Raw genomic sequence first — 20,523 nt, 5'->3', positions numbered from 1 at the left:
TTCTAGAAAACGGCGTCATATTTCTGATTTTATTGAATTTTCCGTTTTCCAGGTATTCATCCCACGAGCCGCGTGAAAAACTATTTCATTGTGCGTTTAGCGAAATCGGCCGAGAATGGCGCTATGGAATCGACTGAGAAACGCCAGCGCGGCCGGCCGCGCGCCTTCAACGGTCCATCCGAGGCCAGTTCGGTGCAGTCGCTCGATCGGGCGCTGCGCATACTGGCCATTGTCGCGGAAGGAAGTGGCCTGTCGCTGAGCGAGATATCAGCGCAGAGCGGCCTTGCCGCCTCCACCGCCTACCGCATGCTGATGACGCTCGAAAACCACGGCATGGTCGAATTCGACACCAGCGACCAGCTGTGGTCGATCGGCGTCGAGACCTACCGCATGGGCGCGGCGTTCCTGCGCCGTCGCAAGCTGGTCGACCGCGCCCGCGTGGTCATGCAGGAATTGATGGAAAGAACCGGCGAAACCGCCAATCTCGGCGTCGCCGAGGATGATTGCGTCGTCTTCGTCAGCCAGGTCGAGACGCATCAGGCGATCCGCGCGTTCTTCCGGCCGGGCACGCGCAGCCCCTTCCACGCGTCCGGCATCGGCAAGGCGGTGCTGGCGCATCTCGAGCCGGAGCGCGTCGGAACCATCCTGCGCAAGGCAGGCCTGCAGCGCTTCACCGACAGGACGCTGTCCGACATTTCGGCACTTGCCCACGACTTGGCTGTTATCAAGCTGCGCGGCTGGTCGGTCGACGACGAGGAGCGGCACCCCGGCATGCGCTGCGTGGCGGCCGCCATCTTCAACGAATTCGGCGAGCCGATCGGCGGCGTGTCGGTCTCCGGGCCGACCGTTCGGGTGACGCCGGAGCGGCTGGCCGAAATCGGCCCGCTGGTGCGCGATGCCGCTGCCGAAGTAACCAGGATGATCGGCGGTGTGAAGGCAGGCTGATCAGCTTGCCCCGGGCAGCGCGCTCTTGGTCGCAATTTCGAAGAAATCGAGCAGAATCGCCAAGCCGACGCCGCAGGCGGTGAAGACGAGGCCGGCGATAAAGATGCGGTTAGCGTGTTTATAGACCCGCCGCTGCAGGGATTTTATGTCGAGGAGGAGCGACAGCGCCCGCATCTGCAAGGCGATGCCGATGAGGATCGGCAGGACGGCGACAAGATGATAGGTCTGCCACGGGATCGGGTTGGCGGCCCAATGGGTGATAAAGCCCAGCGAAAACGCTAGCAGGATACCGACAGTGGTGACGGTGCCGTTTCGGAAAACCGTTTCGATCAGGTCTTCCTTCGGGTTCTGCTCGTCCAAGGGTCTCTCCCCACTTATTAAGCTTAGAATAGACGCTCGGAAAATCACTATACACCGCCCAGGTCGGCCGCCCAAGGCAATCGCTTCAGCTCTGTGCCACCGACGTTGAAAGTCGACCGATGGAGCAGGCTCCGCTACCATCGAAGCAACAGAAAAGGGGCTCGCGCGAGCCCCTCTTCTGTTGCTGAAACGCCACCTCCTCTCAGAGCCGGCAGTAGTGACGGTAGCCGTCGTGGCCGAGATAGCTGTCGGAGTCCACGTCGTAGCTCGCGTAACGATCGTAGCAGCGGCGGACGTGCCAGGAGCCGCCGTCTTCGTCGACATAGACGGTGCGCGGCTGGGCGAGCAGGCTGCCGAGGACGAAGCCGCCGACGCCGGCGGCAATGCCGATGCCGAGGTCATGGTTGTGATGATGGCTGTGAGCGGCCGAAGGCTGGACGGTGCCGACCAGCGCGGTGGCGGCGACGGCGGTGGCGATGAGGCCGGAAACGAGTGTGTTCTTGAACATGATGATCTCCTTGCTTCGTTGACCGAGGCGATCCGTCCGCCTCTTGATCATCAGTCGTTTCGGCACGGAAAAAGGTTCGAATTTTTTTTCGATTTTTCTGGAGCTGGCTTGGATCGCCTGGGCGGAGGACGTGCGGCGTCGAGTTCGACCTGCAAAACGTTGGCGATTGACAGCGATCTCCCGCTTGCGGCCAGGGCAGCGCCAGCCCCCTCTCCGACCGCTACGCGGCCACCTCTCCCCCATTTCATGGGGGCGAGGAAACCAACCGCCGAGGTCGCGGCCTTCAAAGGCCTGGGTTCCTCGCCCCAACAAAGTGGGGGAGAGCGACTATCTGGGGTGTCAAGTTGCAATTGCGACCTCGTTGCGCGCATCGCGTGCTTTTGCATTGAGGATGACCAGGAGTTTTCTGGCGAGTGCGATGCGGATGAGCATTTTGGGCTTTCCCGCCTGTTGCAACCGTTGAGCGAAAGCTTTGAGATGAGGATCGAATTTGGCCACGATGGCTGCGACGATGAAGAGGATGCCACGCGGCCCGGCGCGTCCGCCTCGCACATGCCTGTTGCCGGTGCGCTTGCCACTATCGTTGGCGAAGGGAGCGAGGCCTGCCAGCTTGGCGATGGCCTTGTTGGAGATGAGGCCGATCTCTGGCAGTTCGGCCATCAGGCGGGCGACGGTGCGTCCGGCCACGCCCTTGAGCGAACGAAAGGCCCGCTCCAGCCTAGCCCACAGCGGATCGTCATCGATCATCGAGGCAATCTCGCCTTCCAGGCGCCGTTGCTCGCGCTTAAGGAAGGCCAGCATCGCCTCGATGCTGGCGCATACCTCAGCGTCGCGTGCGGCACTTCTACGCTGTTTGTTGATGGTCGCATCGCCGACAATCTGGCAAAGCCGGCCAACCAACGCGGCAAGCCGCTGCTGGGCAGCGCTTGGCGGCGGCGTCGGCACCGTGTTCTTGACTGCGCCGTAATGGGCGATGACAGCAGCGTCGATCCTGTCGGTCTTCTCAAGATAGCCCATCGCCTCGGCGAAACGGCGCACGACCACGCCGCACGGCATGCCGTGCGCCCACAAAAGCATGAACCCCAGCCGCTCATAGCCGCCGGACGCCTCCATCACCGTGAGGGCTGCACCATGGCTGCGACAGAACAGCCAAAGAGCTGCGATCCCGGCCGCGTCGTTGGCGAAGCGCTCTGCCGCTCCGCCCGGCCAGACATGCGCGTCCAGCCAATCTTTCGAAACATCAACTCCACAAATAATCTTGTTCACGGTAACCTGCCTTGTGCGTACGGTTGGAACCAAGCGACTGTTCGGTCGTGCGTGATGAAGGCGAAGGTCCCAAGCTCTCCCGCGGCTGTAACCTCAGGGGGTACGGGCGACTTCGCCAAGCCAAGGTCCGGGCGGCCACCCGGACCTTGGCTCAATCGCTCTAATCCCACGAAATCTCTCTCGTGTAGATACAAGGTGGCTCGGGCGAAGCCCGAGACGGAGAGGGGAGCGCCATATGCGATAGCCATGCCCATGGGGGGAGATCGGCAGCTTTGCCGTCCCGCTTCACAAGGTGATCGCCAATGCAAAAAAGGGCGGCCGAAGCCGCCCTCTTGGAAGAATGGGTCCCTCCATCAAAGGAAAATGATCACCCTGCCGTGCCTGTGGTGATGATGGTTGTGGTGGTGGTTGTAGTGCTTCCACCAGAACTTCTTGAAGTGCTTCTTGTGATGGTTGTGGTGATGATGATGGCCGTGCATGCCGTGGGCTGACGACGTGCCGACAGTGCCGGCGAGCGCGCCGGTGGCGACGAAAATGGCGACGAGGCCTGAGGTAAGAGTGCGCTTGAACATGATGATCTCCTGGATCCTTGATCGAGGCGACCCATTCGCCTCTGGAGATCAGTCGGCGCAGCGCGGGAAAAGGTTCGATAGGTCAAGGAGATTTTTTCGAGGGGGAACCCTATTCCCCTATTCCCCTATTCCCCTATTCCCCTATTCCCCCCTCTCTCACCCCATACCCGTGACATGGCGAAGCCAGAAGGCGAGCGCGATGAAGCCGATGATGGTGGTGACGCCGGTCCAGTCGACATTGGCCCTCTTCACATCGCTGACGATCTTCACCAGCAGCATCCAGGACACGAAGATGATCGGGAGAATGATGACAAATCTGATCATGCGACACCCTGCTCGAAGCAATTGCACCTTCCCTAGATGTAGGAAGCAATCCGGCGCTTTTCAGGATGCGCCTCGCCGACGGCCCATGCGACATGCCGGGTAAAAAACGGAGTTTTGTCTTTACTGGCGCAACAAATATGCTAACGGAGCGCCGTGCCCTTGTAGCTCAGCTGGTAGAGCAGCGGTTTTGTAAACCGAAGGTCGGCGGTTCGATTCCGTCCGGGGGCACCAGCAAAATCAATGACTTAGTTGTATTCTTCGGCTCTAAGAAATCTAGGATTGCAGTGTTTGGGTAATGGTAGGGGTAATGCGCCGCCTCCAGCTCAGCTGGTTGATTAGTACCCTTGCAAACTATTGGGTCGGGGGTTCGAGTCCCTCAGGCGACACCGCTCCGAATTTCGCACTTTCCCCCGCGCCGACTGTGCCGCAACATGTTGGACTTGGGCATTGCGCCACATAGCTAGCGCTCCCATATCTCCGGCGCTCAGGCCCCGACGGAACGCCTTCGAAAAGTGGAGACCCGAAGGGAACACCCTGAGGCCCGTACTGGGCCCGAAGCGGAATCGGTTGGCGGTGCCAATGGAAAAATCGCGACGCCCCGCAGATTCGGACGGGCCCGGCGGAAGTGGTTGCAAACGCAGAAGCCGGTCCGATGCTGCCATGAAGGCCGGGTATAAGTCCTTCGATGGTGCGCTAACCGTGTCCCTCCAAAGGGCTGCGGCGCCGTGGTCCAGGGGCTTTCCCATGTGGAAACGCACCAATCCGACCATAGTGGTCAAGATTGATGTGGCGCTCTGCCTTTGGGTAGTAGCGACCATCGTCTAGATGATCATGTGATAAAGAAGGCGCCGAGAGCAATCTTGGCGTCTTTCTTTCTGACCCACCCTCATCAGGTAGCGACGGGCAGACGCAGCGGTCACGCCGATCCTTATGGCCTCTAGGACGCGCTCGCGACCTGGGCGGATGCCCTCACCCGGGTGAACGTGTTCCGCACCCTGACGGACTTGTAGACGTAAGCGACCCAGAGTCCTGTCAGCACAAACGAGACTATCTGCACCGCAAGCGTGTCTCCGGTGACCAATTGCCCGACCGGAACCCCGAGAGCCATGGAAACCCAGGCCGCGTCCAGGATGAAGACCACCGGGATTGCAAGCCACTGGATGAGAAACAACTGCTTGAACCGACGGCTCCGCCACAGCATGGCAACAAGCACCACCAGTTGAAGCACCAGAAATGCCAGCAGCAGCGCAACCTCGACATAGACCACCATGGGTCCGTTCGGCACCAGCATGAGCTGGTTGTAGCCATCGATCGAGGAACCCAATTCGGCGAGCGTGCGCAATGGGGACAGGGCCTGCCCGATCGCGAGAAGCATCAGCCATCCTCCGAATCCGGCGAGATCTGCCGAGTTCTGTGAGGGCTTGCGAGCCGATCGGAGCGCAAAGAAGACAGGCACGCCAATCAACAACAGAACTATTGCCCAATGCCAAATTGAAAACTGCATCGACCCCTCCCTAATGCATCCTGGGGTTGTAGCAGATTTTAAATGCCACTCAAGAGGCCGAACAGCGGTTTTTGATCCATCGATCGATGCTGCTGCCTTTTCCTGCCAATCACACCGCAATCGCCGCCACCAAAATGCGGTTCTGCCTTCGTATCGCCGCGCGTAGCTCCGGTATCCTCGCCGCCTCGCGCTTCACGAATTCGATGAACATCATGTTCATGTTGTTGAAGATCAGTTCGCCAAGTGCTGCGCCGTCGATATCCTGCCGCACGAGGCCGAGCGCCTGCAGCCGGGCGATCAGGGCGCGGATCTGCTCGGTCAGCGCGCGATCGAGCGCGGTGTAGGCCTGGCCGAACGGGCTGTCGGGCAGTTGCGTCGAGATCGCCATCGCCTGCCGCCACATCTCCTTGCTGAGATAGTGCAGCGAGTGCTCGATATAGATGCCGACCAGCGTGTCCAGCGCGTCGCCGACATTGGCCGGCGGCCTGGCGACGACGCCCTCACCCGCATTTAGCACCTCGTTGACCTCCAATGAGACGATGGCGCCGAGGATGTCGCCCTTGTTCTCATAGTAGTTGTAGATGGTGCCGACCGAGACCTCGGCCTGGGCGGCGATCGCCTCGATCTTGGCGCCTTCATAGCCGGCCTCGCGAAACAGTTCCGCCGCCGCCTCGATGATGCGCCGGTGCCGGTCCGCCTTTTGCCTTGCCCGCAATCCGCTCATGAGAGCCCCTTGCCATAAAAACAGAATTGACTCAATTTTAGAATTGGTTCAATTTTTTGCAAGAAGCCACAAAGGCAAGGGAGAACACTCGATGTCCGCAAAATCCGCATCCAGGAATCCGCTTTCCATTCTCACAAGCCATCTGCATGCAGCGTGCGCCGCCACGGCGCTGCTGCTCGGAGCTGGCAGCGCTGCCCAGGCCGCCGACCTCAACGCGCTAATCTGGTGCGATCATGCCGATCCAGCGTTGCTGCAGCCCTTCGAGAAGGCCAATGGCGTCAAGGTCAACGTCAAGGAATTCGAAGGCACCGGCGCAGGCCTCGCCATCGTCGAGCAGTCGCAGCCGGGCGACTGGGACGTGATGGTGATCGATAGCATCGACGTGCCGCGCGGTGTCGAAAAGGGCCTGTTCGAGCCATTGCCGGAAGACAAACTGCCGTTGGCCGACCTGTTCCCGCAGGTGAAGATGGACGGCTCCACCGTGGTCGGCGGCAAGCGCTACGGCATTACCGAAAAGTTCGGCTACAACACGATCGGCTACAACAAGACCAAGGTCGATCCGGCAGACATGCAGTCGATGGCGGCGCTGACCGGCGACAAGTACAAGGGCAAGGTTGCGATCTACGACTACTACCTGCCGGTTATCGGCATGGCAGCACTCGCCATCGGCAAGAAGACGGCTGAGCTGACCGAAGCCGACCTCCCCGCCCTCAAGGAAGAGCTTTTGAAGATGAAGGCCAATGCCAAGCTGGTCGGTGAAGTGACCGCCAGCCAGACGGCGCTGGCCACGGGCGAAGTCGACATACTGGTCGGCGGCGGCGAATGGGTGACGGCGGGATTGGCCAAGGAGAACCCGGCGCTCGACTTCTCCGTCCCCAAGGAGGGTGCGGTTCTGTGGTCGCAGTCGCTGGCCATGTTCAAGGATTCCAAGAACAAGGACATGGCGCTGAAATTCATCCAGTACATTATGAGCCCGGAGGGCCAGGCGCGGCTTGCCACCTCGTCCTGCTATTGGGGCATGCCGGCGAACACCAAGGCAGCGCTGACCGACGACCAGAAGAAGGTCCTGCGCTTCGACGAGCAGCCGGGCTTCCTGGCGCGCGCCCAGGCCTATCCGGCGCCGAATGCCGATCTCGACAAGAAGATGCAGGACATGTGGACCGAAATGCTGCAGGTAAAATGAGCCAATACCGCTCATGAGCAGCTCGGCAAACAACGGGCGTGCCCTGCCCCGGGCGGGCCGTGCCCTGCCCTGGGCGCTGGTCACGCCAGCGCTCGGCTGGACGCTGCTGTTCTTCGTGCTGCCCTTCATCGCCATGGGGCTTTCCAGCCTGACGGCGCATGAGGGCGGCGGCTTCACTCTGTCCAACTACAGCCAGTTCTTCACCAACCCCTCCTACTGGCAGGCGATGGTGAACTCGCTGCAAGTGACGGCGATCGTCACCGTGATCTCGGTGCTGCTCGCCTATCCCTTTGCCTGGATCCTGGCCGAACAGGTGCCGGAACGCTGGCAGCGGCTGGCGCTGATGCTGGCCGTTCTGCCGTTCTGGACCTCCTATGTCGTGCGCTCCTACTCCTGGCTGCTGGTGCTGGCGCAGAACGGCGTCGTCAATCGTGCTCTGACCGGCTCGGGCCTGTTTGCCGAGCCGCTACAACTCGCCAACACGCGTTTTGCCACCGTCACCGGCTTCGTGCATTTCTTCGTCATGCTTTTGACGCTAACCATCTTCGCCAACCTGAAGCAGCTCAGCCCGAGCTACCGCAAGGCCGCCGCCGATCTCGGCGCCGGACCGGTGCGCACCTTCCTGCATGTCGTGCTGCCGCTGACCTTGCCCGGCATCATGGTGGGGGCCTTCCTGACCTTCGTGCTGTGCATCGGCGACTACATCACGCCGCAGATCCTGGGCGGCAACAACGAGCTCCTGATGCCGCAGTTGGTGATGATGCAGATCGGCCGGCGCGGCGATTTTCCGCTGGCCTCGGCGCTGTCGATCATCCTGATGGCGGTGGTCACCATCGCCTACCTCGCCTGCGCCCGTTGGCTGAAGATCGAGCGGACCTGAGATGCGCCAGCTCCTCCGCATCGCTTCCTGGCTCTACGCCGTTCTGGTCTACGGCTTCATCTTCCTGCCGGTTATCGTGCTGGTGCTGTTTTCGTTGCAGGCGACATCGTTCCCGATCCCGCCTTTCACCGGACCGTCGCTGCGATGGTACGATGCGGTTCTTTCGGACACGCGGCTGACCTCGGCGCTGGTCAATTCGCTGCTGGTCGCGTCCATCTCTTCGCTCGCCGCCGTCACGCTCGGGTTCCTCTGCGCCTGGGGTCTTGCCCGCTTCGTCCTGCCGGGCTCCGGCCTGCTGCGCGGGCTGATCACCCTGCCGCTGACGGTCAGCTATCTCATCATCGGCATGGGGCTGCTGGTGCTGTTCAACTGGGCAGGTGTGCCGAAATCGCTGCTTGCCGCCGGCATCGGCCATGTCGTGATCAACCTGCCGCTGTGCTTTGCCATCATCTACAGCCAGATGGGCGACCACCAGATCAACATCGAACGCGCCGCGCGCGATCTCGGCGCACCGGAATGGAAGGTGCTGCTGCTGATCACCGTGCCTGTGATGGCGCCTGCCATCTTCGCGGGCTTCTTCCTGTCGATGACCTTTTCCTGGGACGAGTTCGTGATCTCCTTCCTGCTCACCCGCTTCGACACCACGCTGCCTGTCGAAATCTGGAACCTGCTGCGCTCCGGCCTCAATCCCAAGACCAATGCGGTCGGCTCGCTGGTCTTCGCCGTCTCCATCGTGCTGGTCGTGCTGTTCGAACTGACATTGCTGCGCAGGAGAAAGGCATGACCGCGCCCTTGGTCGATATTCGTGCCGTCTCGCACCGCTTCGGCCAGCACACCGTGCTGAAGGATGTCTCGCTGCAGATCGAGCCCGGCAGTTACACGGTCCTGCTTGGGCCCTCGGGGTCCGGCAAGACGACGCTCTTGTCCATTCTGGGCGGCTTCGTCACGCCCAGCGAAGGCAAGGTGTTCATCCGTGGCGAGGACTGCACCTCGGTGCCGCCGGCCAGGCGTCCGACGACGACGGTGTTCCAGGACTATGCGCTGTTTCCGCATATGAGCGTCGGCAGCAATGTCGGCTTCGGCCTGCGCATGCAGGGCGTCGATGGCGCTACCCGGGCGGCAAAGGCGCGTGAAGCGCTGGCGCTGGTCGGCCTCGCCGCCGCCTTCGACAAGAAGCCGCATCAGCTCTCCGGCGGCCAGCGGCAGCGCGTGGCGCTGGCGCGTGCGCTGGTGATCGAGCCGGCGGTGCTTTTGCTCGACGAGCCGCTCGGTGCGCTCGACCTGAAGCTGCGCCGGCAGATGCAGGACGAGTTGAAGGCGATCCAGAAGCGCGTCGGCACCGCCTTCATCCACGTTACCCATGACCAGGAAGAGGCGATGGCGCTGGCCGACCATTGCGTGGTGATGAATGACGGGCGCATCGAGGACGAAGGACCGCCCGAGCGGGTCTACGCGCGGCCGGCGACGCGCTTTTCCGCCACCTTCATGGGCGAGAGCACGATCCTTGCCGGCACGGTCACGGCGGTGACGGAAAGGACAAGCACCGTCGCGACGCCGGTTGGTTCGGTTTCGCTGCCCGGCGCCTTGCCGGTTGGCTCCGCCGTTGCGCTGGCCATACGGCCGGAGCATCTTGTCCTCGGCACGGCCGCAGGCGGTGTCAGGCTCGGCACGGCTGGTGTGAGCGACGTCGTCTTCCAGGGCAGCTTCAAGCGCGTGCTCGCGGTTTCCATCGAAGACCCTTCGGTGCGGTTCATCGCCAAGTTGCCCGCGACGGCGACCGTCCAGCCGGGCGACACGGTCGCGATTTCCTGCGATACCGACCAGATCATCCAGCTGACGGATTGAACATGGGTACGCTAGCGGTCATCGACGCTCCCGACTGGTACGAAACCATCCGCATGGCCGACGGCATCACGCTGATCCACGAGCCGTGGATAAAGCCGTTCTTCCGCTGCAACATGTGGCATGTGCGCGGCCGCGACCGCGACCTTCTGTTCGACACCGGGCTTGGCCATTTCAGCCTCAGGCGCCACGTACCGCTGGTGAGCGAGCGCAAGCTGATCTGCGTCGCCAGCCATACGCATTTCGACCATATCGGCTGCCACCACGAATTTCCCGAGCGCTGCGTGCACGCGGCCGAGGCCGGTATCCTTGCCGATCCGCGCAATGAATGGACCGCCGCCGGCACCTATGCGACCGACGAGATGTTTGACGGCATGCCGCAAGGCTGGGACACGGCGCGCTACCGCATTATGCCCGCACCCGCCGGCCGCCTGCTCGCACAGGGCGATGTCGTCGATCTCGGCGACCGTGCCTTCGAGGTGATCCACACGCCCGGTCATTCGCCCGGCGGCATCGCGCTCTACGAAAACAGGACGGGTATCCTGTTATCCGGCGATATCATCTATGACGGCCCGCTGATCGACGATGTCTACCATTCAGACATACCAGACTACATGGCGACACTCCTGCGCCTGCGCGACCTCGATGTCTCGGTCGTGCACGGTGGCCATTTCCCGAGTTTCGGCAAGGTGCGCTACCGCCAGCTTGTCGACGAGTATCTGGAACAGAAGCGGCAAGCCGGCTGCCATTTGCGGCAGCCCTGAGCGCGGGTTAGCGCATCAGTTCGAAATGCCGCGGAAATGCCTGATGCAGCAGGAGCAGCATGGTCTTGCGCAGCACGTTGGTGTCACGGCCGCGAGGGTTCAGGTGATCCCAGTACCAGGCGCCATGAACCAGATAATTCAGGCTCTCCGACAGCGTGTCTATGTCGACGCCGGTATAGCCGCCGCTGCGCGAAATCTCGATCAGCAGTTCGCGCGCCTCGGCAGTGTAGGCAAGGTCGCTCGGCAGCCCGATCTCGTTGTAGATCTGCATGCTCTTGCGGTCGCTGGAGAACACGACAAAGACCGAAACCCATTTCGGATGCTGCCGGGCGAAGTTTTGCGCGCAGTTGACCGCCCCGAGCAGGCGATCTACCGGCGACAGGCCGGGCGCCCGCACCAGTGTCACCCACAGTTCATCATATCGATCGCTAAGATACTGCAGGACGGCGCGAAACAGGTTCTCCTTGCTGCCAAAGTGGAAGACGACCAAGGCATTGGACGAGCCGACATGTTCGGCGATGCGCTGCATGGTGACGCTTGCCAGCCCCTCCTCCGCGATGAGCTCGATGGTGGCGTCTATGATCCGCTGCACGCTGGCTTCGCCACGTTCGCGCCGACGGTCCTTGGGCGGCGCGGCATCGTTTGCCGAAACCCCGTCCTTGGCCATTACGCCTTTATGTTTTGCCGCTGCTGCCTTGCGTTGCGCCATCTTCGTCCAGTTCCCTTCGAACCTTGTGGCGGCGATCGCTGGCGCCGCCACAGATCCGTGTATTCGTGGTGTCCGGCGTCGGCTCACCATAGCCGAAGCCGGAGATCAAGCACCACCACATCGCCCGATCAGAGCGACGGGCGTGTTTCGGCGTTCGTGTACCATTGCCCCTGCGCCGTTTCAAAGGCCATGGCCGCGCGGAAAACATCGGCATCGCAATAGGTGCGGCCGACAATCTGGATGCCTGTCGGCACGCCGCTTGCCGCCCGGCCCGATGGCATGGAAAGAACCGGACAACGGCTCAGCATGTTGAATGGCGTCGTCATCACCCAGCCAAGCGAGGGATTCACCTGCTTGCCGTTGATCTCGACCGTATCCCTGGTCTGATCGAACTCCGCCGGCACTGAAGGAAGCGCGTTGGTCGGGCAGATCAGCACATCGTATGTCTCCAGCAGCGGCCCCAGCGTCTGGTACATCCTGGCCGCCACCTCCAGGGTGGCGACAAAGTCCGTGGCCTTGGACTTTTGCCCGTCCTCGGCGAACTGCCGCGCATAGGTCGTCATGTCCTTGCCGTGCTGTTTGAGCAGTTGCGACAGCGAAGCGCCGAAGAGGTGTTCAAGATAGGCCATGCCGGCCTTGAGCACGTCGTCGCCCCAGCCCAGGTCGACTTCTTCGACAGTGGCCCCAAGCGAGCGGAACACATCGCAGGCGGCAAGCGTGTTCTTGCGCACCTCGGGATCCACTTCGAAAGAACCGAGGTCCATCGAGAAAGCAATCTTCCAGCCCTTGATCGGCTTGTGGTCGAGCGGCAGGCGCAGTTTTGGGCGCAGCGTGGCGATGTCGAGCGGGCTTGGCCCGGCCATGACATTCTGCAGCAGGATCGCATCCCTAACGTTTCGCGCCAGCGGTCCGGTGTGACAGTAGAAGTCGAGATTGAATGGCGGCTCGTCCGGATTGCGGCCATAGGGCGGCTTGAAGCCGACAAGACCGCAGGCTGAAGCCGGAATGCGGATCGACCCGGCAATGTCCGAGCCGGTGGCGATCGACGATGTGCCGGAAGCCAGCGTCGCCGCCGAACCGCCGGACGAACCGCCCGGTGTGAACTCCGGATTCCACGGATTGCGCGTGACACCCCATCGTCTCGACCAGGTATAGCCGGCGCAGCTGAATTCAGGCGTCGCCGTGCGGGCATGGACTATGCCTCCGGCCTTGATGATGCGCTCATTCATCGTCGAGGTATGGCCGCCGATGGCATCCTTCGAGAGCAGCGAGCCGTGCGACGTCGGCTTGCCCTTGATATAGCTCTCGTCCTTGATGCCGATGGGCAGACCCTCGAGCGCCCCGGTTCGGGCGCCCTTGGCGTATTTCGCCTCGGCTTTCCTGGCCAGATCCAGCGCCTCGTCGAAATGCGTGAAGGTCAAGCAGTTGATCGTCGGCTTGGTGGCCTCCGCGCGCCGGATGGTGGCCTGCATCAGGTCGACGGGCGAGAGTTTCTTCGCCTTGAACAGCCGCAGCGCCTCGTTGGCCGGCATGTAGCAAAGGTCGAGATCGGTCATGGGAAGTCTCCTGCGATCGCCGGATCGCGTTTGGCATGGACGGGAGGTGGCCGCGCCGCGTGCCGCGGCGCGGAGAACCCGGATCAGGTTATTTCTGAAGGTCGGTCCAGATTTTCGTGTAGAGCGCCTGCACATCAGGCGGACAGGCCTGCATGAACTGGCCCTTGGCGGCGAATTGCGCGGGAACATCGACTTCCGGCGCCCCTTTCATGTCCGCAGGCATGAAGGCTTCCGAGCCCTTGATGCCGTTCGAATACCGCGCGAAGGCCGAGATCATGGCGGCGTTCTGCGGGTCCATGATGAAGTTCTGGAAAAGCTTGGCATTCTCGACGTTTTTGGCGTCCTTCAGCACCGCGACATTGTCCATCCAGATCGGGTAGCCTTCCCTGGGATAGCCGTAGACGATCTTGTCGTTCTGCATCCGCTGGCGCAGCGAAATGCCGTTCCAGTTGACGCCGGCGGCGATGTCGCCCTTGCCCAGGCCGTCGACGGCGCCATAGTCGAAGGACAGCCATTTCGCCTTGGCCTCGACCAGCTTGTCGCGCACCTTCTTCAGCAGCACCTTGTCGTCGGTACAGTACTGGCCGCCTTCATAGGCGATGGCGAGGAACATGATGTCACCCATTTCAGGGACGACATTGATCTTGCCGACGAGCTCGGGCGGCGGATCGAGGAAGATCGCGGACGTGTTGATGTCGCCGGAATAGACCGACTTGTTGACCGACACGCCAGTCGTGCCCCACTGCCATGGAACGGTGTATTTGCGGCCCGGATCGAATGGCACGTCGACCCATTTGGGATCGACATTCTTGAAATTCTCCATCTGGTCCGGGCGCGATTCAAGCAACAGCCCCTCGCTGATCCAGATCGGAACGACGCTTGCCGAAGGCACGACGATGTCGAAACCGGCCCCACCCTGGCGGATCTTGGCAAGTGCGGTGTCGTTGGAATCGAAGTCGGTGACGGTGACCTTGACCTTGTAGGTCTCCTCGAACTTCTTGATCAGATCGGGGCTGGTGTAGTTGCCCCAATTGTAGATGTTGAGTTCGCCCTCGGCACGGGCAACGCCCGTGACAGTCAGCAGCGACAGCCCGATGGCCGTCGCGGTCAATTTCCAGTTCATGCTCCATGCTCCCATTGTTGGGACCGGCGGCAAAGCCGCCTCAGGTCCGTTTCCTGCTGACGAAAAAGAAGGCGGTGACGATGCCGATCGACAGCAGCAGGAACGCTGTCGAGATGGCATTGATCTCGGGTGTAACGCCGCGGCGGATCTGGCCGAGCATGTAGGTGGGCAGCGTGTCCTGGCCGCCGGATTTGACGAATTCGGTGATGACGACGTCATCCAGCGAGACGACGAAGGCGAGCATCAGCCCGGCCAGAATGCCCGGCCAAAGCAGCGGCAAGGTCACATGCCGGAACGTCTTCCATTTGGTCGCATAGAGGTCCGCCGCCGCGGTTTCGAGCGCCAGGTCCATGCTTTCGAGCCGCGCCCGGATCGGCAGATAGGCAAAGGGGACGCAGAAAGCGGTGTGCGCGGCGACGAGGTAGCCGAGGCCGGAATAGCCGGTCCAGATCTTGATGCGCGAAAACACGATCAGCAGTGCCACAGCGGTGACGATCTCCGGCACCATCAGCGGCTGGTTGATGAAGGCGTATTTGAAGGTCAGCCCGCGATAGGGATTGGTCCGGGTCGTCGCGAGCGCCGCCATGGTCGCCGAGATCGTCGCCAGCAGCGCAGCGACGGCGGCGATCTGGAACGAGCGGATCGACGATTCGATCACCAGCCCATTGTTCCAGGCCACATGGAACCAGCGCAGCGAGAAGCCCTTCCAGATCGCCAGGGAATCGTTGTCGTTGAAGGCGTAGACCACCAGGGTGGCGATCGGCAGATAAAGCAGGAAGAAACACAGTATCGCCAGGCTGACGAAGCCGTTCTGCCGCCGGACGTCGAAGCGCTTAGCCATGGGCGCCATCCGACCTGGTCGTGTTGCGGACATAAAACAGCAGCGCCACCATGACGATAACCATCAAGGTGATCGACAGCGCCGCACCAAGCGGCCAGTTTCGGCCCTGGCCGAACTGCAGCTCGATCAGATTGCCGATCATCAGATTGGTACCGCCGCCCAGCACGCGCGGCGTCACGTAGGCGCCAAGCGAAGGAATGAAGACGAGGATCGAGCCGGCGACGATGCCCGGCGTTACCAGCGGGACGATGATGCGCCTCAACACCTCGAACCGCGTCGCGTAGAGATCATAGCCCGCCTCGACAAGGCGGAAGTCGATCTTCTCCATGCTGGCGTAGAGCGGCAGCACCATCAGCGGCAGGAAGACGTAGACCATGCCGGCCAGGACGGCGAAGTTGGTGTACATCAGCTGGACGGGGTGGTCGGCGATGCCAAGCAGTTGCAGTGCTGAATTGATGATGCCGTCATTGCGCAGCACTTCCTGCATGGCGAAGGTGCGGATCAGAAGGTTCGTCCAGAACGGTATGGTGATCAGGAACAGCCAGATGTCGCGCCGGTGATCCGGCCGCGTGGCGATGAAATAGGCGGTGGGAAAGCCGAGGGTCAGGGTCAGAACGGTGGTTGCCAGCGACAGCGACACCGAGCGCCAGAAGATCGACAGATACGCAGTGGCAAAGGACACCGTGTCGTCAAAGACATCACGCTCGAACAGCACGCTCACCCAGGCGTCGGTCGAGAACTGCCATTTCACATCGCCGTAATTGCCTGGCGTCAGGAAGGAATAGACGACCACGATCAGCAGCGGCCCAAGGGCAGCGAGGAAGACGATCAGCAGCGCCGGGGCCGAAAGCAGCCAGCGCAACCGGATATCGTCACGTTCAGCCTGTTCGGCGACCTCACTCGCGGTTGCCATGGCCCCTAGTCCTTCAGCAACTGCGCGGCATTGTCGCCGATCTGAATGCCAACCCTGGTGCCGTTTTCGAAACCACAGCCGGCGCTGCGCGAATTCTGCTGGCGCACCATGAAGACATCGCCTTCGTCCAGCCGCACATGGATATGCGTGTCGGTGCCGAAATAGACGATGTTCTCGATCGTGCCGCAGAGATCGCCGCGGCCTTTGACGAGCTTCGCATGTTCGGGCCGAACCATCAGTGTCGCGTTGCTGCCGACGCGGAAGTCGACGGCGGCGGTCGCGCGGATCTTCGCACCCGAGCGCAAGGCGACCTGCGCCTGGCCATTGCCCGCACTTTCGACCGTGCCGGTCAGGAAGTTCGTCTCGCCGATGAAGTCGGCGACGAACCGCTCCGCCGGGTGGTCATAGACATCCCATGGTGTGCCGACCTGCAGGATGTTGCCCGACGACATCACCGCGATGCGATCCGACATGGTCAGCGCCTCTTCCTGGTCGTGGGTGACGAAGATGAAGGTGATGCCGGTCTCGTGCTGCAGCCGCTTCAATTCGATCTGCATTTCCTTGCGCAGCTTGTAGTCGAGCGCCGACAGCGGCTCGTCGAGCAGCAGCACCTTCGGCTGTGGCGCGAGCGCCCGGGCCAGCGCCACGCGCTGCTGCTGGCCGCCGGAGATCTGGCTGGTGCGCCGGTTCTTCAATTCCTGCATGTGGACCAGCTTCAGCATCGCGTCGACACGCACCTCGATCTCTGCCTTCGGCCTGCCCAGCATCTTCAGGCCGAAGCCGATGTTGTCGGCGACCGTCATGTGCGGGAACAGCGCATAGGACTGGAAAACGGTGTTGACCGGCCGCCTGAACGGCGGCAGCGGTGCGATGTCCTGGCCATACAACAGGATCTCGCCGTCGGTCGGAAAATCGAAGCCGGCGATCAGCCTGAGCAGCGTCGTCTTTCCGCAGCCAGATGGGCCAAGCAGCGTGAAGAATTCATTTTCGCGGATCGCGACGGAGACGTTGTCGAGCGCTCTGACCGAATCCTGGCCGGTTCCCCGAAAGACCCTGGTGACGCCGTTCGCCTCAACGGCGGGCCGCATGGCTGTCAAGATATTCCCCTCCTTCGTGACCATTCACCGGCAACGCCGGCTGGCCAACTCAATCCTCGACCTCAGGAATAACTGTGACTAAATATACAGTCAATATCTTTTCGACCAATGCGATAAAGGGCGACCATTCTCATGCGGCTCCGGATTGCGTCGACAAATTCGCCTGAAGGACGCCTTGTTGCCATCAAACATGCGCCGGTGCGCTGGCGATCCGGAATGCTATAGTCAACAATGAGGCCGTAGTTGAATTGGGGCGGGCTTTGGCATGATCAACGCGGCTTGCGAGGCTTGGGTCAAGGTCATGCGCCTTCTGGCGGCCGTGCTGCTGATGACAATGGTGCTCTTCTCCGCCGCGCGCGGCGAGGAGCGTATCGCGTTGGTCGTTGCCAGTCCGACCTACGAGGGCGCGCCGGCCATCGCCAACGCCGAGCTCAGCGCCGAACTCATTGCAGCGAGCCTGCGGTCCCTTGGGTTCACCGTCCGGCAGGTGTCCGATGGCGACCGCGCCGATGTGGCGCGCGCCATGTATGATTTCGCCAAGTCGCTGAGTGCCGCCGATTCCGTCGGCATCTTCTACTATGTCGGCCATACGGCTCGGACCAATGACAGGAACTATCTGCTGACGCGCGGCGCGCGGACCGGTTCAAAGCAAGCGATAGACCAGACGGCATTGCCTCTCGATCTGTTCGTGCAAGCGCTCGAGGCAACGCCGACATTCAAACTGGTTTTGCTGGATAATCCCGGCGATGGATCCACCGCTGCTGCGGGCGTGACGCCAGGGCTGGCGGCGGTGGGTCCGCCGTCCAACGCCATCGTCGCCTCTTCCGCCCAACCGGGAACCGTCGCGCTGAACGAAGCCAAACCGGTCACGGTGTTTGCCGACGCGCTCACGGCAGCGCTGAGCAGGCGGGGCATGAACATCCGCGCCATACTCGCCTCGGTCACGCAAACCGTTGCCGACAAGACATTCGGTGCTCAGTCGCCGTGGGTGGCCTATGGCCTTTCGGCAGACGGCCAATTTGTGCCGGCGCCGGACGAGCCGGTCGCCGCCGCACCTGGCCCGACCGAGGCACCGCCGAAAGCCGTTGCGCCTGAACCCGCGCCGCCACCGATGGCAAGCGGCGGCGGCGGTGGCTACGATTCCGAGGGGGGCGGCTGGGGCGGCGGCGGTGACTATGGCTCCGGCAGCTTCGATGGCAGCAGCCAGGAGCCTTACCCGATGGACGTTGCACCGGGGTCTGGCAGTCCCGATTCTTGGGCGGGAAGCAGTGCCGCTGAGGCCGCCGCATACGAGGAATACAAACGCCGACAACAACAGCAGCAACGGCAGGATGAGGAACAGGCTCGAAAACAGTACGAAGAGGAGGCGGCCAAGGCCGCCGCCGCGGCGCAGGACAATCTCGGCAGCACCTATCAGGAGGATGGCCAAGCCAGCGGCATGGAGCCCGCACTGCCGCCCATCCCGGCGCCGGTACCCGCCCCACCCCCTGTCATTGAGCCGCTTGCCCCGCTGCCCGACACGGCAACCGCCGAAGAGCCTCCTGTGCTGCCGTTGGACGCGCCTCCTGGCATGGTGTCTCCACCTGTCGATAACAATGCGGTCGAGGTGGTGCGACATCCGACCATCGACGCGCCCGATGAGGTCGTGGCCGGCGAAACGGTGACCGTTTCGATCGCGCTGACCGAAGAGCTATTGACGCCTGAGGTGAAGGTGAAAGCGGCTCCCGGTTCGACGGTGACGGCAAACGGCGCCTTGGCTATGGCCATGCCGGCCGGGGCAGAGCAATGGCCCATCGACATCGATCTCTTCGCCAGCGGTTTCGACCTTGTCGACGGCGGCAAATGGAGCCGGCAGACGACCCTCTATCGCCAGGGGGACAGCGATTTCATCCGCTTCGACCTCAAGGCACGGCCCATTGCAAAAGACAGCAAGCCCGCCCAGTTCATCGCCCGTATCTACAGCGCCGGACGGTTTCTCGGATCGGCGTCGCGACCCGTCATTGTTCGTCGAACGGCGCCCGTTGAAGCCAGCACCCAGGATGCGCCAGCCAATCGCCCTGCCGCGCCTGCCACGCTGATGCTGGCCTCCGCGCCACCGCAACCGGCGACGACAGGCTATGTCAGGCTTGGCGGCGACACCAGCGATGACGTTCCCGATCTTGATGTCACCATCCTTTATGACGACCCGAGCGGACTTGGCCCTGGCCAGATCATCATCCATTCGCCGCATCTGGCCGGCCCGGTGACCGATACGTTCTCGACGCCGCCGCAAATGGCGGCATGGCTGGACTCGCAGTACCTCCGGCTGCTGCAACTCGGCCTCAGCCTGCGCGGCGCGGTGTCACTGCAACAGCCTGCCACAAGCAGCGACCCGGACGCGCAAAAGCGCTTTGTCACGCTGGCCGCAGAAGGCTTCGGCGACGCGCTCTACCGCGATTACGCGCCGGAGGCGTTCAAGGATGTGTTCTGGTCGCTGCGCGACAAGGGCGAACTGCATTCGATCCAGATCACCTCGAACAGCCCCACGCTGCCCTGGGAGTTGATCCGCCCGCAAAGCGCGGATGGCGCAACCCGCGACGGCTTCCTCGGCATGAGCTACCGGCTGGCGCGCTGGGCGCCGCGCAGCACATCCTCGCAGGTCGACAATCCGCTCGACCGCATGGCTTTTACCGGCGTCGCGGCTGTCGCTCCCTCCTATGTCGACAAGCGGTCGCTGCCGTTCCAAGAGGTCGAGATCGACGCGCTGAGCAAGCTCGCCGGCTACCGCCGCTTCGATGGCGATTTCGTCTCCTTCGAAAAACTGATCGGCGAGGTCTCGACCGGCTTCATCCATTTCTCCGGGCACGGTGCGGTCAACCAGCCGAGCAGCGGCCGGCCGATCTTTGCCATCGACCTCGTCGACCAGTCGCTCGACCCCGATACCTGGCGCGCGCTGGTTGCCGCCGCGCATGGCAAGGGCAATCCATTCTATTTCTTCAATGCCTGCGATACGGGCAAGTCCCAGTTGCTCGGCGGTTTCGTGCAGGGCTGGGGTCCAGCGGTGCTGGCGGGCGGCGCATCCGGCTTCATCGGCGGCATGTGGCCGCTGACCGACCGCGCCGCCGCCGCCTTCTCGATCGACTTCTATGGTGGCATCAGTACGCGCCTCAAGGACGGACCGGTTTATCTCGCCGAGATGCTGCAAGTGGTGCGCAAGCGCTTCTATGAAACCGGCGACCCTACCTATCTTGCCTACACGTTCTACGGCAACGCCAATTTGCAGGTGGTGATGCAGTAAACGGCCGTTCTTTGCATCAAATCCTCGGCCACGCAAGCGCTGACGCCGTTGGTCATCAAGCCGATGATCCGTATGCGTTCGGGAGTTACAGCGCCCTTTGCGGGCATGGCGCCCCGGCGGCGTCACCACAGCGCG

At 62.3% G+C, this 20,523-nt stretch carries 20 protein-coding genes and 1 tRNA gene; 8 read left to right on the top strand and 13 right to left on the bottom strand.

The window, feature by feature from the left end:
* Positions 1-123: 123 nt before the first annotated feature.
* On the top strand, positions 124-945 hold the full coding sequence (bhcR, locus tag ASD12_RS09365) for an HTH-type transcriptional regulator BhcR (RefSeq protein ID WP_056584561.1): 822 nt from the start codon (positions 124-126) through the stop codon (positions 943-945).
* Here bhcR and ASD12_RS09360 read toward each other — a convergent pair whose 3' ends face one another.
* The 5 genes from ASD12_RS09360 to ASD12_RS34820 form a co-directional block, all read right to left on the bottom strand.
* A complete protein-coding gene (locus tag ASD12_RS09360) occupies positions 946-1,305 on the bottom strand; it encodes a hypothetical protein (RefSeq protein ID WP_056584558.1) in 360 nt (119 codons plus the stop codon).
* A gap of 202 nt (positions 1,306-1,507) precedes the next feature.
* Complete coding sequence (locus tag ASD12_RS09355; RefSeq protein ID WP_056584671.1) at positions 1,508-1,813, bottom strand: BA14K family protein; 306 nt, start codon at positions 1,811-1,813, stop codon at positions 1,508-1,510.
* Positions 1,814-2,152: 339 nt separating this feature from the next.
* Entirely contained in the window at positions 2,153-3,079 is a 927-nt protein-coding gene (locus ASD12_RS09350; protein WP_056584555.1) for an IS110 family transposase, read from the bottom strand.
* Positions 3,080-3,432: 353 nt separating this feature from the next.
* Positions 3,433-3,651: a hypothetical protein gene (locus tag ASD12_RS09340; RefSeq protein WP_056584549.1), complete on the bottom strand. Its 219-nt coding sequence runs from the start codon at positions 3,649-3,651 to the stop codon at positions 3,433-3,435.
* 156 nt (positions 3,652-3,807) lie between these two features.
* Positions 3,808-3,975: a hypothetical protein gene (locus ASD12_RS34820; protein WP_082525344.1), complete on the bottom strand. Its 168-nt coding sequence runs from the start codon at positions 3,973-3,975 to the stop codon at positions 3,808-3,810.
* Between the two features lie 155 nt (positions 3,976-4,130).
* On the opposite strand from ASD12_RS34820, the gene ASD12_RS09335 reads away from it, so the two are divergent.
* Positions 4,131-4,206, top strand: a tRNA-Thr gene (locus ASD12_RS09335).
* 706 nt (positions 4,207-4,912) lie between these two features.
* On the opposite strand, the gene ASD12_RS09330 is transcribed toward ASD12_RS09335, so the two are convergent.
* Positions 4,913-5,479: a DUF2569 family protein gene (locus tag ASD12_RS09330; RefSeq protein WP_056584546.1), complete on the bottom strand. Its 567-nt coding sequence runs from the start codon at positions 5,477-5,479 to the stop codon at positions 4,913-4,915.
* 109 nt (positions 5,480-5,588) lie between these two features.
* A complete protein-coding gene (locus ASD12_RS09325; RefSeq protein WP_056584543.1) occupies positions 5,589-6,203 on the bottom strand; it encodes a TetR/AcrR family transcriptional regulator in 615 nt (204 codons plus the stop codon).
* 91 nt (positions 6,204-6,294) lie between these two features.
* Here ASD12_RS09325 and ASD12_RS09320 point away from each other — a divergent pair, with 91 nt between their 5' ends.
* The 5 genes from ASD12_RS09320 to ASD12_RS09300 are packed head-to-tail and all read left to right on the top strand — an operon-like array spanning position 6,295 to position 10,872.
* Positions 6,295-7,386 (top strand): spermidine/putrescine ABC transporter substrate-binding protein, encoded by a 1,092-nt coding sequence (locus ASD12_RS09320; protein WP_056584540.1) that lies wholly within the window; start codon positions 6,295-6,297, stop codon positions 7,384-7,386.
* Positions 7,387-7,399: 13 nt separating this feature from the next.
* Entirely contained in the window at positions 7,400-8,266 is an 867-nt protein-coding gene (locus tag ASD12_RS09315; protein WP_056584537.1) for an ABC transporter permease, read from the top strand.
* Position 8,267: 1 nt separating this feature from the next.
* Positions 8,268-9,050 carry an ABC transporter permease gene (locus tag ASD12_RS09310; protein WP_056584534.1) on the top strand — a complete coding sequence of 261 codons (783 nt, stop codon included), beginning with the start codon at positions 8,268-8,270 and terminating at the stop codon, positions 9,048-9,050.
* On the top strand, positions 9,047-10,111 hold the full coding sequence (locus ASD12_RS09305; protein WP_056584531.1) for an ABC transporter ATP-binding protein: 1,065 nt from the start codon (positions 9,047-9,049) through the stop codon (positions 10,109-10,111). Before ASD12_RS09310 ends, ASD12_RS09305 begins: the two co-directional genes overlap by 4 nt.
* 2 nt (positions 10,112-10,113) lie before the next feature.
* Positions 10,114-10,872: an MBL fold metallo-hydrolase gene (locus ASD12_RS09300; RefSeq protein WP_056584528.1), complete on the top strand. Its 759-nt coding sequence runs from the start codon at positions 10,114-10,116 to the stop codon at positions 10,870-10,872.
* Positions 10,873-10,879: 7 nt separating this feature from the next.
* Here ASD12_RS09300 and ASD12_RS09295 read toward each other — a convergent pair whose 3' ends face one another.
* The 6 genes from ASD12_RS09295 to ASD12_RS09270 form a co-directional block, all read right to left on the bottom strand.
* On the bottom strand, positions 10,880-11,581 hold the full coding sequence (locus tag ASD12_RS09295) for a TetR/AcrR family transcriptional regulator (RefSeq protein ID WP_056584668.1): 702 nt from the start codon (positions 11,579-11,581) through the stop codon (positions 10,880-10,882).
* A gap of 128 nt (positions 11,582-11,709) precedes the next feature.
* Entirely contained in the window at positions 11,710-13,137 is a 1,428-nt protein-coding gene (locus ASD12_RS09290) for an amidase (RefSeq protein ID WP_056584525.1), read from the bottom strand.
* An 88-nt stretch (positions 13,138-13,225) separates the two neighbouring features.
* Complete coding sequence (locus ASD12_RS09285; RefSeq protein ID WP_056584523.1) at positions 13,226-14,260, bottom strand: extracellular solute-binding protein; 1,035 nt, start codon at positions 14,258-14,260, stop codon at positions 13,226-13,228.
* A gap of 40 nt (positions 14,261-14,300) precedes the next feature.
* Positions 14,301-15,101 carry an ABC transporter permease gene (locus ASD12_RS09280; RefSeq protein WP_056584665.1) on the bottom strand — a complete coding sequence of 267 codons (801 nt, stop codon included), beginning with the start codon at positions 15,099-15,101 and terminating at the stop codon, positions 14,301-14,303.
* Entirely contained in the window at positions 15,094-16,014 is a 921-nt protein-coding gene (locus ASD12_RS09275) for an ABC transporter permease (protein WP_056584520.1), read from the bottom strand. Before ASD12_RS09275 ends, ASD12_RS09280 begins: the two co-directional genes overlap by 8 nt.
* Before the next feature lie 5 nt (positions 16,015-16,019).
* On the bottom strand, positions 16,020-17,102 hold the full coding sequence (locus ASD12_RS09270; RefSeq protein WP_056584662.1) for an ABC transporter ATP-binding protein: 1,083 nt from the start codon (positions 17,100-17,102) through the stop codon (positions 16,020-16,022).
* Between the two features lie 274 nt (positions 17,103-17,376).
* Between ASD12_RS09270 and ASD12_RS09265 the strand changes: the two genes are divergently transcribed.
* Positions 17,377-20,388, top strand: coding sequence for a caspase family protein (locus ASD12_RS09265; RefSeq protein WP_056584518.1), 3,012 nt, complete (start codon positions 17,377-17,379; stop codon positions 20,386-20,388).
* Positions 20,389-20,523: the final 135 nt, after the last annotated feature.

The sequence above is a fragment of the Mesorhizobium sp. Root102 genome, assembly GCF_001425625.1.
Lineage (GTDB): Bacteria > Pseudomonadota > Alphaproteobacteria > Rhizobiales > Rhizobiaceae > Mesorhizobium.
This window is presented reverse-complemented; position numbering and strand designations above follow the sequence as displayed.

What these genes read in the sequence shown, in the direction of transcription:
- bhcR (WP_056584561.1), top strand. Translation starts at nt 124, where the DNA reads ATGGAATCGACTGAGAAACGCCAGCGCGGCCGGCCGCGCGCCTTCAAC.
- ASD12_RS09355 (WP_056584671.1), bottom strand. Translation starts at nt 1,813, where the DNA reads ATGTTCAAGAACACACTCGTTTCCGGCCTCATCGCCACCGCCGTCGCC.
- ASD12_RS09340 (WP_056584549.1), bottom strand. Translation starts at nt 3,651, where the DNA reads ATGTTCAAGCGCACTCTTACCTCAGGCCTCGTCGCCATTTTCGTCGCC.
- ASD12_RS34820 (WP_082525344.1), bottom strand. Translation starts at nt 3,975, where the DNA reads ATGATCAGATTTGTCATCATTCTCCCGATCATCTTCGTGTCCTGGATG.
- ASD12_RS09330 (WP_056584546.1), bottom strand. Translation starts at nt 5,479, where the DNA reads ATGCAGTTTTCAATTTGGCATTGGGCAATAGTTCTGTTGTTGATTGGC.
- ASD12_RS09325 (WP_056584543.1), bottom strand. Translation starts at nt 6,203, where the DNA reads ATGAGCGGATTGCGGGCAAGGCAAAAGGCGGACCGGCACCGGCGCATC.
- ASD12_RS09320 (WP_056584540.1), top strand. Translation starts at nt 6,295, where the DNA reads ATGTCCGCAAAATCCGCATCCAGGAATCCGCTTTCCATTCTCACAAGC.
- ASD12_RS09315 (WP_056584537.1), top strand. Translation starts at nt 7,400, where the DNA reads ATGAGCAGCTCGGCAAACAACGGGCGTGCCCTGCCCCGGGCGGGCCGT.
- ASD12_RS09310 (WP_056584534.1), top strand. Translation starts at nt 8,268, where the DNA reads ATGCGCCAGCTCCTCCGCATCGCTTCCTGGCTCTACGCCGTTCTGGTC.
- ASD12_RS09305 (WP_056584531.1), top strand. Translation starts at nt 9,047, where the DNA reads ATGACCGCGCCCTTGGTCGATATTCGTGCCGTCTCGCACCGCTTCGGC.
- ASD12_RS09300 (WP_056584528.1), top strand. Translation starts at nt 10,114, where the DNA reads ATGGGTACGCTAGCGGTCATCGACGCTCCCGACTGGTACGAAACCATC.
- ASD12_RS09295 (WP_056584668.1), bottom strand. Translation starts at nt 11,581, where the DNA reads ATGGCGCAACGCAAGGCAGCAGCGGCAAAACATAAAGGCGTAATGGCC.
- ASD12_RS09290 (WP_056584525.1), bottom strand. Translation starts at nt 13,137, where the DNA reads ATGACCGATCTCGACCTTTGCTACATGCCGGCCAACGAGGCGCTGCGG.
- ASD12_RS09285 (WP_056584523.1), bottom strand. Translation starts at nt 14,260, where the DNA reads ATGAACTGGAAATTGACCGCGACGGCCATCGGGCTGTCGCTGCTGACT.
- ASD12_RS09280 (WP_056584665.1), bottom strand. Translation starts at nt 15,101, where the DNA reads ATGGCTAAGCGCTTCGACGTCCGGCGGCAGAACGGCTTCGTCAGCCTG.
- ASD12_RS09275 (WP_056584520.1), bottom strand. Translation starts at nt 16,014, where the DNA reads ATGGCAACCGCGAGTGAGGTCGCCGAACAGGCTGAACGTGACGATATC.
- ASD12_RS09270 (WP_056584662.1), bottom strand. Translation starts at nt 17,102, where the DNA reads ATGCGGCCCGCCGTTGAGGCGAACGGCGTCACCAGGGTCTTTCGGGGA.
- ASD12_RS09265 (WP_056584518.1), top strand. Translation starts at nt 17,377, where the DNA reads ATGATCAACGCGGCTTGCGAGGCTTGGGTCAAGGTCATGCGCCTTCTG.